This window comes from Arcobacter cryaerophilus gv. crypticus, assembly GCF_002993025.1.
GTDB lineage: Bacteria > Campylobacterota > Campylobacteria > Campylobacterales > Arcobacteraceae > Aliarcobacter > Aliarcobacter cryaerophilus_B.
Map to the genome: position 1 here is coordinate 259,838 of NZ_NXGI01000002.1, position 13,078 is coordinate 272,915.

The 13,078-nt window shown below is 26.4% G+C and carries 16 protein-coding genes; 12 read left to right on the top strand and 4 right to left on the bottom strand.

Going from position 1 to position 13,078, the window contains the following annotated elements; genetic code table 11:
• Positions 1–16: 16 nt before the first annotated feature.
• On the bottom strand, positions 17–1,123 hold the full coding sequence (gene fliM, locus CJ670_RS01725; RefSeq protein ID WP_105911746.1) for a flagellar motor switch protein FliM: 1,107 nt from the start codon (positions 1,121–1,123) through the stop codon (positions 17–19).
• A 6-nt stretch (positions 1,124–1,129) separates the two neighbouring features.
• Positions 1,130–2,179, bottom strand: coding sequence for a flagellar basal body P-ring protein FlgI (locus CJ670_RS01730; RefSeq protein WP_105938630.1), 1,050 nt, complete (start codon positions 2,177–2,179; stop codon positions 1,130–1,132).
• A gap of 98 nt (positions 2,180–2,277) precedes the next feature.
• On the opposite strand from CJ670_RS01730, the gene CJ670_RS01735 reads away from it, so the two are divergent.
• The 11 genes from CJ670_RS01735 to CJ670_RS01785 all read left to right on the top strand — a co-directional run bounded on the left by CJ670_RS01735 (position 2,278) and on the right by CJ670_RS01785 (position 10,488).
• Positions 2,278–3,594, top strand: a complete 1,317-nt coding sequence (locus tag CJ670_RS01735) for a hypothetical protein (RefSeq protein WP_105938631.1) — start codon at positions 2,278–2,280, stop codon at positions 3,592–3,594.
• Position 3,595: 1 nt separating this feature from the next.
• On the top strand, positions 3,596–3,856 hold the full coding sequence (locus tag CJ670_RS01740) for a flagellar biosynthetic protein FliQ (RefSeq protein WP_105911749.1): 261 nt from the start codon (positions 3,596–3,598) through the stop codon (positions 3,854–3,856).
• On the top strand, positions 3,857–4,267 hold the full coding sequence (locus CJ670_RS01745) for a hypothetical protein (RefSeq protein ID WP_105938632.1): 411 nt from the start codon (positions 3,857–3,859) through the stop codon (positions 4,265–4,267).
• The gene (locus tag CJ670_RS01750) at positions 4,264–4,755 is read left to right on the top strand and encodes a MotE family protein (RefSeq protein ID WP_105938633.1); all 492 of its coding nucleotides are present in this window, start codon (positions 4,264–4,266) and stop codon (positions 4,753–4,755) included. The genes CJ670_RS01745 and CJ670_RS01750 overlap by 4 nt, the downstream gene beginning before the upstream one ends.
• Positions 4,756–4,759: 4 nt before the next feature.
• The gene (locus tag CJ670_RS01755) at positions 4,760–5,290 is read left to right on the top strand and encodes a flagellar basal body-associated FliL family protein (protein ID WP_105938634.1); all 531 of its coding nucleotides are present in this window, start codon (positions 4,760–4,762) and stop codon (positions 5,288–5,290) included.
• A 6-nt stretch (positions 5,291–5,296) separates the two neighbouring features.
• Positions 5,297–5,731: a hypothetical protein gene (locus tag CJ670_RS01760; protein ID WP_105938635.1), complete on the top strand. Its 435-nt coding sequence runs from the start codon at positions 5,297–5,299 to the stop codon at positions 5,729–5,731.
• On the top strand, positions 5,728–6,435 hold the full coding sequence (locus tag CJ670_RS01765) for a flagellar basal body L-ring protein FlgH (RefSeq protein ID WP_066154095.1): 708 nt from the start codon (positions 5,728–5,730) through the stop codon (positions 6,433–6,435). Before CJ670_RS01760 ends, CJ670_RS01765 begins: the two co-directional genes overlap by 4 nt.
• A gap of 56 nt (positions 6,436–6,491) precedes the next feature.
• Positions 6,492–8,408: a FlgK family flagellar hook-associated protein gene (locus tag CJ670_RS01770; protein ID WP_105938636.1), complete on the top strand. Its 1,917-nt coding sequence runs from the start codon at positions 6,492–6,494 to the stop codon at positions 8,406–8,408.
• Positions 8,409–8,430: 22 nt separating this feature from the next.
• A complete protein-coding gene (gene fliD / locus CJ670_RS01775; RefSeq protein ID WP_105938637.1) occupies positions 8,431–9,798 on the top strand; it encodes a flagellar filament capping protein FliD in 1,368 nt (455 codons plus the stop codon).
• A gap of 88 nt (positions 9,799–9,886) precedes the next feature.
• Complete coding sequence (fliS, locus tag CJ670_RS01780) at positions 9,887–10,243, top strand: flagellar export chaperone FliS (protein WP_105911757.1); 357 nt, start codon at positions 9,887–9,889, stop codon at positions 10,241–10,243.
• Entirely contained in the window at positions 10,219–10,488 is a 270-nt protein-coding gene (locus CJ670_RS01785) for a hypothetical protein (RefSeq protein WP_105938638.1), read from the top strand. The genes fliS and CJ670_RS01785 overlap by 25 nt, the downstream gene beginning before the upstream one ends.
• A gap of 4 nt (positions 10,489–10,492) precedes the next feature.
• On the opposite strand, the gene CJ670_RS01790 is transcribed toward CJ670_RS01785, so the two are convergent.
• Together CJ670_RS01790 and CJ670_RS01795 are read right to left on the bottom strand one after the other, a co-directional pair.
• Positions 10,493–11,128: a response regulator transcription factor gene (locus CJ670_RS01790; protein ID WP_105938639.1), complete on the bottom strand. Its 636-nt coding sequence runs from the start codon at positions 11,126–11,128 to the stop codon at positions 10,493–10,495.
• 20 nt (positions 11,129–11,148) lie between these two features.
• Positions 11,149–12,738: a sensor histidine kinase gene (locus CJ670_RS01795; protein ID WP_105938640.1), complete on the bottom strand. Its 1,590-nt coding sequence runs from the start codon at positions 12,736–12,738 to the stop codon at positions 11,149–11,151.
• A gap of 180 nt (positions 12,739–12,918) precedes the next feature.
• On the opposite strand from CJ670_RS01795, the gene CJ670_RS10780 reads away from it, so the two are divergent.
• Complete coding sequence (locus CJ670_RS10780; RefSeq protein WP_165785166.1) at positions 12,919–13,077, top strand: hypothetical protein; 159 nt, start codon at positions 12,919–12,921, stop codon at positions 13,075–13,077.
• The last annotated feature ends 1 nt before the right edge of the window (position 13,078 follow it).

The window sequence follows — 13,078 nt, forward strand, 5'->3', positions numbered from 1 at the left end:
CTATTTTTATAGCCTATTAGAAATGAGAACTTTTTCTTTCACTTATTAGTTTTTTAATATTTTCAGCATTCTCTTTTGCTTTTTGTTCTCTTTCTTCTCTCATAAGTCTAAGAGATTCTAGAGTTTCTTGTTTCTCTTTATCAAGATTTGATCTAATCTCAATAGCTTTTCTATTGTTTGAAATTCCACAAACAGCCGAAAACTTCTCTTTTTTATTCACATAAACTATACTATCAGAAGATACTGCATTTTTGTTAAATACAATTATATCACCCTCTTTTAAATTTAAAATTTCTAAAGTAGTCATTTCTGTTTCAGCCATAATTGGTTCTATTTTCATTCTAGCACCTGAAATTAGAGTTTTTATATCTTGTTTTCTGCTTAGTTTTTTATTTTTACCTTCACTAAAAATCTTATCAACAATTTTATTTAATAGAGGTTCAATATAAGAAATAGGGTAGCAAATAGATAAAAAACCTGAATCTTCATCGATAGTTATTTCAAAAACTACAAGTAAAACTATATCGTGGTCTGAAACTATTTGTATAGCATTTGCATTTGTATCACTAGATTCTATTTTAAAATTTAAACTAGAAACATCACTCCAAGTTTTATATAAAATTTTAATAAACATTTTATAAAAATGCTCAAGAACTTTTATCTCTATTTCTGTTAATTCTCTATCTAGATTATCCATAGTGTTTACAGCACCACTTCCTAGTAAATCAGCTATTACCTTATGTGAAATTGTAGGGTTGCACTCTATTACTATTCTTCCATCAAGAGGTTTCATAGATAATGTACTAAGAGATGTAACTTGAGGAATAGATAAAATAAACTCACCATAAGTCATCTGTTCAATTGATGTAAGTTTTACATCTACAACTTTTCTAAGCATTGAGCTTAAATCATTTGTAAATTCTCTAAGCATCTTATCATGCATTGTTGTAAGAGCTTTTAGTTGGTCTAGTGTTACTCTATTTGGTTTTTTAAAGTCATAGATAGAGTAATTTTTCTCTTTAGCCGTAAATTTATCAAGTGGATTTGTTCCATCAATATCATCCCCTTGCTCAGCTATATCTAAAAGAGCATCTATCTCATCTTGACTTAAAAATTCTGCCATCGTTCATTATCCTCTTAATTCAATATCAACATCAATTGCACCCATTTCTTTAATCATTCTAAGGGTGTCTATAATCTCATTCATAGGAACTTTCATTACCTTCATAGAACGAACTAAATCAGATACAGTTGGCTCTTTTTTTGTATTTATCATAGCATTGTTTATATCAATTACTGGTTTGTCTGCAATTTTTACATTATCACCAATATCAACACCTTTATTTATAGACGGATTATTCCAATCTACTTCTCCTAATCCTGATTTATCAATTCTTATTGTGAAATTATTTCTTGCTATTACTATTGGTGAAATAACAATATCACCACCAGCAATAATAGATTCTCTATTTACATCAATTATAAGTTTTTTTCTAAATGTAGAGTCTAGTTCTATATTTTCAACTTTTGAAATAAAGCTTACTATTGACATATTGTTTGGTTTTTGAACTTCAATAGTTCTAGTATCCAAAGCAGTTGCAAGTTTTTGTCCAAATATTTCATTTATTTTTTTCTCTACTAAGTCAGCATTTTTTGCAGAATTTTTATATAGACTCAACTGAATAGATTTTTCACCTTGAAGTTCATAATCTATCTCATTTTCAACTGTAGCACCTTCATATATAAAACCTGTTGTTTTATTATTTGTGTTTGCTACAACAGTTCCTTGAGCAACTGCATAAACATTTCCATCAACACCTTTTAGTTGAGTCATTAAAAGTTCACCAAAATCTATAGATTTTGCATCACCAATAGTAGAAACTGTGATTTTAATTTTATCACCTTGTCTTGAAAATGCTGGTAAATCAGCAGTCACCATAACAGCGGCAATATTTTTTGAATTAATAGAACCAGCTGGAATTTTTATATATGAGTTTGTAAGTAAGTTTTGTAAGCTTTGCATTGTAAACTTAGATTTATCACCAGTTCCTGGTAATCCAACAATAAGACCATAACCAATAAGTTGATTGTCTCTTATTCCAATAACATTTGAAATATCTTTTATAGTTTGAGAATATAAAGAGCAAATAAGTAAAGAGATGATAATAAAAATTTTCAAAAAAATCCTTTATAAATTTTTAGTTTTTATTTTATCAAAACTTTAATAAAAAAAGGTATAATCAAAGCAAAAATTTAAATTATATAGGGCAAAAGATATTGAATATTTTCATCTACGGAAATCAAAACTTTAAAAATGAAGTAAATAAAATTTTAGTAAGTTCTAAAATAGAGTCAATTTTAGAAGATGTAAAAATAGAAGATATATTAAATATTGATGTACTAAAAGAGAAAATAGCTGCTAACCCAAACGATATTTATTTGATTGATGAAGATAAAATAATAAAGAAAAGCAGATTTAAATTTTTAAAGCAAAAAGATGGAATACAAGAAGAGTTTTTACTTCAGTATGGAGTTAATGATTTATCAATTGATTCATTAGAAGAGATACCAAACTATATAATTAGAAAATACGAAAGAAATGTTTCAAAAGAAAAAGATAAAAGTTTAGAGTTAAAAGATGAAGATTTGGTTTTGGATAGTGAGTTAGCAAGCCTTTTACAAAGTAAAGAACAAGAAGATGACAAACATTTGACTAGTTCTATTTTAGAAGAACCAGTTGGAATCAATATAAAAGAACTTGATAATTTAATTGAAGTTGACACTTCAGATGAAGTTAAAACAGAAACAAATTATATTAATATGGAAGATTTTGATGAAAATTTTGGTTTGAACAATGTCTCTTTCGATTATGATGATGATTCAACTTTTAATGAAGATTTAAAAAATGATGAGGATTTACTACAGGATATTTTGAATGCTAGTATAGTTGATGAAAATGATTATGAGTTTGTTGGTGAGACTTTTGAAGATACAAATTTTTTAGATGAGATTTTTCCAAATAATACAATTTTTGATATGAATGAAACTAGTATTGAACCTATAAATATAGTTTTGCAAGAAGAAGATAAAAAAGAAGATAGTCTAGAAAGTATTAAAGATTTTGATTTTGATAAAGTTTTTGAAGATATAGATGTTAGCAAAAATGAAGATATTAATAAAATAGATAAAAATATTGATATAATTGATAATTTAGAGGAAAAAGCCGAAGAAGAAAATCTAAATGAGCAAAGAATAGAAGAATTAGATGAGTTTATTTTAGAAAATTTTGATTTTGAAGACCTTGATTTGAAAAATCAAGAGCCAGCTGATGTAAGTAAAAAAGGAGAAGATATGAGTGATGATTTTTTAGAGCTAGATAGTTTAAATGAGCAAGATTTAATTGAAGCTTTGAGTAGTTCAAATATATCAAATACTATGCAAATTGATACTCAAAATAGAGAAGAACATCAACAAACAGAAAGTTTAAATAGTAATTTTGATATTGACAGTTCAAATATAAATGATATAGCAAGTTTAATATCAAAATTGTTAAATAATAAAACTTTAGAAATTACAATAAAAATAAAAGAGTAATATGGATTTATTGGCAATTGCTCAAAATACAGTTAAAATAATTTTGCTAGTTGGTATGCCAGCACTTATGGTTAGTATGGTTATAGGACTTATAATATCAATATTTTCTGCTGTTACACAAGTAAATGATGCGGCACTATCTTTTGTACCCAAAATGATTTTTGTATCTGCATTTATATTGTTTACACTTCCTTGGGTTGGAGATAATATTGAAACATTTACAATTGAATTATGGAATATGATTTTAATATTTGGTAACTAAATGATAAAAAAACTATACAATCTTAAAAAAACACAAACCGAACAAAAACTAATAGAAAAATCAAGTTTAGAACAAGAAGTTTATAAAATAGATGAAGAAGTTGGAGATTTAAATCATAGAATAAATACAACAACTGTTGAGAGATTAGGCTCAATTTCAGATTTTATGATTTTAGCTATGCACAAAGATAATTTAAGATTTGAGGTAAAAAATTTATTAAATAAAAAAAATCAACTTCTAAAAAAAATAGATGATATATTTGTAGAGATTATAGAATTGCAAAAAGAGAGTGAACAGTATAAATATATTTTGGATGAAGAGAAAGAGCAAAAAAGAAAAGATGCTTTGCGCTTTGAAATATTAGAGAGTGAAGAGTTTATTCAAAGTAGATATATTAAAGGAAAAAATTGATAAATAAAATTTTAATAATAATAGTTTTTTCATTGTCTTTAAATGCAGCTGTTGAAACAAGTAGTTCTTTAACTAAACAGAAAATGGAAGTTTTAGAGTTAAAAAATGAATTAAATAATTTTTATAATGAAAAAGAGAAAGAGTATCAAAGACAAAAAAAAGAGCTTGAAGATATCTTAACAAAAATAGAGCAAGAGAAAGCAGAAATTAAAAGATTATATGAAAAAAATGATGAAACATTAAAAGATATAAGAGCTGAGGTTGTTAAAAAAACTATAAAAGTTTTTGAACTTATGAAGGCAAAAGTTGCTTCTGATATTTTTGATCAAATGATACTAGAAGGTAAAATTGAAGATGTTTTTGATATAATCGTCAGATTAAAGGAATCAAATGTATCAAATATTATGAAAACTATGAGTGTTGAGAATTCATCAAGATTGGTTCAAAAATTAGAAAGATACAATAAAGATAAGCAGAAAAGGGACTAAAAAAATGGCAGATGAAAATGAAGTTGTAAAAAAAACATCAGATGGTAAAGGCTTACTAATAGTTTTATTGGTACTTGTGATTGTTCTTATTATGGCAGTTGCAGGTGGAACATATTTTTTATTAAATAAAATTTCAGCTAGCAATCAAGGTTCAAATAATAACACAGAAGAAGTTGCAAAAACTTCTTCTAGCTCACAATCTGGAAGCGATGCAAAATTTAAAGCAGATGTGAATGAATTGGTTTTAAATCTTACAGATTCAAAAGGTAGAGAAAAGATTATGAAACTATCTTTTTCTATTAGAAGTAGCGACCCTCTTATTGCAACAATAGTTCAGGATTATTTAGCAGAAATTACAGATGTTGTTATTACTCAAATAAGTTCAAGAAGTTCAGAAGAGCTATTAACTGTTGGTGGTAAAAATTTATTAAAAGATGAGTTAATATCAGAAATAAATAATGTAATTAATTTTGTTACAAAGAGTAATTCTAACGTTGTTAGTAATATTCTTTTTACAACTTTTGTAATAAAATAAGAGAAAATGATAGTAAAAGTTAGAAAAAAGAGTAGCAGCTCAAAGATTTTAAAATTAATTATTATAGTTGGACTTTTTTTTGGAATAGTATATATTTCTCTTTTAATAAAAGAAGAAAACCTTTTGTCAATTGAGCTTGAAAAAGCAAGGGAAGATGAAAAAATAGCTATTCAAATTGAGCATGAAAAAAAAGAAAAAGAGAAATTAGATGCTCAGAGAATTATTTTGATTGAAGTTGAGAAAGTTGTTGATTTAATTGGACAAAATAATATAAATGATATAAAAATTGTTAAGAATAAAGTTGTTTATATTTTAAATCCAAATACAAATATAGATGCTATAAATATTAGATATGGAGCTATGGCACTTATAAAAAAAAGTTTCAAAGAGATTGTAGTAGTAGTTGATTTGGAACATATTTTAAAAGGTAAATTAGGATGAAAAATATTTTATTTTTATTTATAATCTCTTTGTTATTTACATCTTGTGGAGCATTAACTGAACCAAAAATCGATTTTACAAAACCACCACAACAAGTAACAAAAGAACCTCCAGTTGTTAGAAAAAATAAAGGTTCTTTATACTCAGTTCAAGGAACATCTCTTTTTGCTGATAAAAAAGATTTACAAGTTGGAGATATAATTCAAGTTGTAATAAGTGAAGGAATTACACAAAAAAGTGATAATAAAAGAGAGTTAACTAGCGATAGAAAGAATGAATTTGGTGGGGGAATGTTTGCTTCTATGGGAGGAAATCCACTAAATAGTACAGTTGGAAATGTAACTAATAAAGCAAACTCTGTATTTGGAGTAAATTTTAATACAGAAAGTAGTGATAGTGATAAAGGAAAAGTAAAAACTCAAGTAAATGAGAATTTTGATACTAAAATATCAGCTATTATAGATGAAACTTATCAAAATGGTAACTATTTCATAAAAGGAAATAAAGAGGTTATAATTGATGGACAAAAACAAGAAATTGTAATAACTGGAGTTATAAGACCATACGATATAACATCTGATAATTCAGTAAACTCTTCACAAATCGCAAATTTGAAAATGCTTTATAAAAAAGATGGAGCAGAGGCTGATTTACTGCAAGTTCCATGGGGAACAAAAATATTAAGAGCAATATGGCCATTTTAAACTAAAATTAAGAAATGTAATGCAATAATTTTACATATTATAAAAAGGGAGTAAATATGTTTTCTACATTGAGTGTTTCTCAAACAGGGCTTAACACATCAAAGTATGCAATTGAAAATGTTAGTAACAATCAAGCAAATAGAAATACTCCAGGATACAAAAAAAGAGTAGCAGATTTAAGCGAAATTAGATTAAATGGCGTACATATAACTGGTCAGGGAGTAAATTTTGGTGGAATATCAAGAGTTACTTCACAATATATGTATGATAAATTTATGCAAGAAGCAACAAAAGCTAACTATTTGGATAAATCTTCAAATATGCTAGGTGGAATTGAAAAAATTTTTGCAGAAACTGATAGTAGTGGTTTCTCAGTTGATTTAAATAGATATTTTCAATCTGTTGAGAGTTTAAGAACAAATCCTAGTTCAGAAGTAAATAGAAGTTATATGCAAACTCAAGGTGCTGTTATTGTTGAATCTTTGCAAAATTTATATTCAAGTATAGAAAAACAAGCACAAATAGAAAAAGTTGAGTTAAAAACTGATGTAAAAAAAGTAAATCAGATTTTAAAAGAGATAGCAGATATAAATGTAAAAATTGAAAAATATGATCCATCTGTAAACGATTTATTGGATAAAAAAGATTTACTTGAACTTGAATTATCAAAATTTGTTGATGTTGATATAAATAGAGATGCTGGTTTTTATGAGATAAAAATAGGTGGAGTTGCTGCCGTTAGTAATAATATTTTTCATAAAGAGATAGAAATAGAAGATAGATTAACTCCTCAAATTGATAAGTTTAATCATATTAGACAAAATGCTGATGGTTCTAGTACAGTTTTTGATGCTTTGAAATATAATGCAGACTTTACACTAAAAACACCATCTTATGATGCTGATGATACTATAACTTATAAGTTAAACAATGAGTTCTCTGTAAGTGTTACGATTGGTGAGACTATTATAGGTGATTGGGATGGTGATCCAAATACTGCTCTTACAACTATGACTGTTGATAATGATAATTTAACAAGAGCATTTATGGTTAAGATAAATAGCGATCCAAATATGAGTAAACTTGTAACCGCTCATAATGGTGAATATACTCTTGACGCAAGTGGTAACAAAATTCCTATGTATCCAAATAGTGATAATTATTTAAAAATAGAGTCAAATTTACCAGGAGTTGAAAATGAGTTTACAGGAAGATTTAGTATTGAAAGAAAAACAGGGACAGCTGTAGATTCAAGAGAGACAATATATAAAAATGATAAAGAGAGTAAAATTGCACAAAGTGATACAGTTTTAACTATTTTGGATCAAGATTTGAATTTAAAAAGTGGTTCTATGAGAGCTCAAGTTGAGAATTTAGCTACTTCAAATCCAAATAATAAGTTCCAAAAATATTTAGACCAACTAGACCAATTTGCTCAAACTTTAGCAGATGTAAATAGTTCATACATAAGAGTTGGTGAAAATGATTATGTTTATGGAAGAGATGCTTCTGAAGCTCATAATACTGCACCATTTCCGCCAAATGGTGGAGATATTGTAAATATGAATTTGTTTAGTGGTTCTAGTATTAAAACATTAAAATTTGATAAAAATGCAGTAAATGATTTGAGTCAACAAAATTTGGATTATTTAGCAACACTTCAGTGGAAAGATAATTTATCATTTAAAAGTGGAGCACAAAATTCAAATGATGTAAACTCTACTTCTTTTGTTGAATTTTATAGAAATTTAAAAGTAGGAGTTTCTACTGATAAAGAGGAAGCTAGTTATGGCTTTGAAGTTCAAGATGCAATTGCTAATAATCTAGGAACAGCTTATAATGAAGTTGTAAAAGTAAATTCAGATGATGAGATGATAGATTTGATGAAATTTCAAGCAGCATTTAGTGCAAATGCTCAAGTTATTTCAGCAGTTGATGAAATGATACAAACTCTTCTTGGTATGAAGAGATAAAACTTAAAATAAGGAGTAGCAAATGGCAGAAGGAATCTTAGGACTAGGACAAGGTCAGGCAGCTTCACTAAATAGTGATATGCTCGAAAAATTAAAAGCTGTTGATAGAAAAGCTACAGTTGAACCAATAGAGAAAAAATTAGAGAAATTTGAGAATGAAAAAAAAGTTATTTCAGAAGTAACAACAAAAGTGAATGAACTTTTTGATGCTGTTAAAGTTTTCTCTTTAAATCAAAGTAGTGGGTCAAATGCTTTTCAACAAAAAAGTGCAAATGTTTCTGGAGAAGGAGTTGTTTTTGATTCAGATGATTTAAGTGCTTTAAGAACTGGAAGTATGAGAGTTGAAGTGGTTGAATTAGCACAAAAAGATGTTTGGCAAACGAGTGGTATTAGTGGTACTAAAGACCAGCTAGTAAATGCTGGAGTGATTACAATAAATGGTAAGAACATTGACACAAGTACAATGTCATATACAAAATTAACTGAAGAGATAAATAAATTAAGTGGAGTTCAGGCTTCTCTTGTAGATAGCTCAGATGGAAAATTTAGACTATCAATTAAAAGTACAGAAACAGGAACAGATAATAAAATAAATTTTAATACTAAGGATGCATCTGGAGATGATGTAGGACTTAGTGTAGGTGCTGCAAAGTTATTTGGTAATGGCACAACATTGGATGAGAGTCTTAATGTTTTAAAAGCTCAAGATATGGAATTAAAAGCAGATGGTGTGGATTATTCATCTAGCTCAAATACTGTTACAATTGATGGATTAAAAATAACAGCTACAAAAAAATCTGGTGATTCAACAATTAATATAGAAAATGATACAACAACTCTTTCAGCTCAAATGAAAAATTTCGCTGATAAATTCAATGAGTTAAGAGCAACTATTGAAAATGAGATTTATAGTGCTGATGCTAGTGTTGATAATAAAGGTGCTTTAAGAGATATGCTAGCAACTATCAAAAATGAACTTTTTGGAACAGGTTCAGGAGATAAATCTATATTTAGCTTTGGATTTTCTCTAGATGAGAAAAGTGGAGATATACTTTTTAATCAAAAAGATTTTGAAGCTTCAATAAAAAATGGAACAGCTGATTTAGAAGCTTTATTTGCAGGAACACCTGATAAAAAAGGAATTGCAACATCTGTGGATGAAGCAATTAGTATTAGTGGAGTTACAAAAAATCTTTTAGATTATGAGATAAATATGCTAGAAAGAGAAGAGAGATTAAAAAAAGATAAAGAAGCTGCAGAAACAACTCTTGATAATAGATACTCTATAATGGCTCAACAATTTGCTTCATATGGAGTTATGATAAATCAAATGGAATCATCTTTTGCTGGTTTAAAAATGCTTATTTTACAATCACAATCTTCTAATTAGGAATATTAAAAAAGGTGGCTTTTAAGCCATCTCGCATTTAAGTAAATATATAATATACTAAAATAAATTGTTTTTGGAGTTAAATTTTATGGGGATTGAGTTATATAATCAACAAAATGCAGTATCAGATGACCCTTATGCTTTGGTTTTAAAACTTTATGAAGGTATCATAAAGTATTTATCCTTTGCAAAAAATGCAATAAATAATGGTGATGTTGAAAGTAAATTTACATATATAAATAAGTCAATTGCAATATTTGATGAACTTAGAAATGTTTTAGATTTTGACGGAGGAGAAGTTGCATACTATTTGGATGGTTTATATTTGTACCAAATAGAGACTCTTTTTAGTGCTGGAGTTGATGATAATTTAAATTCAATCAATCAAGTTATCAAAGTTACACAAGGATTAATTGACGCATGGAAAGAAGAGACTGGTCTATAAAACTTTTGAAAGAGTTAATTTATATTGACTCATTAGAATCTTATGAGAAAGCAAATAATTTGGTTTCTTGGTATAGTGAGTATTTTTCTAAATCTAGTATAAATGAGTTAGATTTGGAATTAAATGACTTGAAAGTATTAGAAGAGTTATTTTATAGAAATATTAACTTTTTAAAAGAGCAACAAAAGCAAGCTGGCGAAGAGTTGAAGAATATAAAAAAAATGAAGAGTTTTCTAAAGCATTAGAAAACTATTTTATAAAATATCCTTCATCAAGATTATTAAATATAATATCTTTTGGAAGCTTTTTTCTAAGCCTTTTTATCAAACTTCTAATTGCATCTAAGCTTTTGAAATCTCCATCATATACAACATCTTCTATTAAAGTATAGTTTACACATTTTCCTTGATTGCATATTAGAAGATGAAGAAAATTCTTTTCGTTTTTTGTAAGTTCTATCTCACTATTATTGTGTATAAATTTTTTTGATTCCATATCAAATAGTGTCTCATTATCAAAATTGAAAATATTACTATTTTTTTTAAATTTTGCAAGTTTAAAAAGTAATTCTTGAATATTAAAAGGCTTTTTAATATAGTCATCACAGCCTTTTAAATAAGCACCTTTTATTGTATCAATATCAATATTTGCACTCATAATAAATACAATTGAGTTTTTATTAATTTGTTTTATTTTTTCTAAAAGTAAAATACCATTTAAGTTTGGAACAAAAATATCTAGTATAAAGAGTTCATAATCACCATTTATATTATCAAGTGCAACTTTACCATCATAAAAAGAATCAACAATAAAATTTTCACTTTCTAGCATATCTTTTATTGATTCATTTAATGAAAAATCATCTTCAAGCAAAAAGATTTTCATAATAATTCTCCCTAAAATTATTAATCATTTAGAATATATCTAAAAGTATTTATAGAGTTTTGACTTAAAACCTCTATTTCAAAATTATATTTTTTACAAATATCACTAACTATTGCCAAGCCCAAACCATGTCCCCCTGTATTTTTATCTTCTCTTTTATATTTTTTGAATATTCCTTTTGGATTTTCAATTTTAACACCTTTTGAGTGAAATTCAAGGATATTATCTTTTAAAATTATAGATATAGTTGAACCAATATTTGAATATTTTATAGCATTTGAGATATTGTTATCAACCAATCTGTTTAGTTCTATTTTACTCATTTTTGGATAAAAATTATTGTTAGTTATAAGTTCTATTTTTCTATTTTGACAATCTGCAATTGTACTAAAATACTTTACACGATTTTCTAACGCTTTTTGAAGATTTATTTCAACAATTTCGTACTCAATTTTATCTTTTGTATGAAGGAAAGTCATATCTTCATATGAATTTTCTAAAGTTTTCAAAGCTCCATCTATCTTTTTTGTATATTTATCTTCACCATAAAGTTTCTCTCTTAGTTGAATATTTATTGTAATAATTGATAGTGGAGTTTTTATTTCATGAATAGAGTGTGCAATAAATTTATCTTTATAGTTTAAAAGTAGCTCTTTAGTTCTTAGTTTATAAGTAAGATATATAGCAGTTGCTCCAGCAATAAAAACAAAAAATGAAACTAATTTTAAATATAAAATATCTCTAATAAATTTATTCTCATCAAAAACAATACAATATAAAATTTCGGCATCTGTATAAATTGGACTATCTTGAAGTAAGTAAGCTATGTGAAGCTCATCATTATCAATTTTTTTGTGATATGAAATGTAACTATTATTTCCCAATATTCCCAAAAGTTCACTTCCTTTTTTTAATCTACTTTCTAGTTCTTCTATTGTTTTTTTATGAGAAGGTGCAGTTTTAAAAGCAAAATTTCCAACATAATCATCAGAAATAATATATGAGATAGATCTTTTAATAATTGGAGTATTATTTATAAACTCTTGTATTTCTCTTAATTCACTAATAAACTCATCATAAGAGTATGATAGTTGAAAATATTTACCATCTTTTAGACTAGAAGTAGAGTAACTTACAAACTTCAGAAACTCTAAAGAGTATTCAGGAATTGCTACTTCTACTTCTTCACTATTTTCAAATTTATTAAACTGTTTTTTAAGTAAAGAAAAATCTACTCCAATATCTGTAAAAATTGAGCTATCTTCTATTATTAAATCTTTATTTATTATAAAAACTTCAAACTTATTATCTTTTAAATCTTTATTTAAAATTGTTTTTATAGTATCAACATCTAAACCATCTTCGAAAAGATTTAAAGCAATTTTGTGTTTTTCTTTTATAAACTCTTTTTTGTTGTGATACTTTTGTAAAACTTTTGTTAACAGAGCAGAGCTTTTATCTTTAATTTTGAAAAAAAGTATCTCTTGATTTTTTGAGTTATTTAGTTTTATATTTTCTTGTAGTATAAAATATGCAAATAGTGTAATAAATAAAAAAATCAAGATATTTACAAATAACAATGTTGATGATTTTGGTAATTTTATATTCAATTTTACTCCTAAAATGTTAATTCTACTCAAAATTAGTTTAAATTAGTAATTATTTTAAAAATTACTAATTTTGCCACTTGATTGACATTTAGCTAATATATAATTATTTTGCCGAAAAGGTTAATAAAAACGAACAAGGAAAATACTTTGAATAGTTCTATTAGTATAGGAGATTTCTATATGATAGATTTCTCGTCATCAAATGATTTAGGGGCAAAAACTACTTTTTACGACTATATCGAAGAAGAGTTTGAAGAAGATGATGAAAAAGACTGGATAAAGTTAAATAATAATGTTTTTATTGATATAGAAGGCATACCTTATTCTATATTCATCTAAT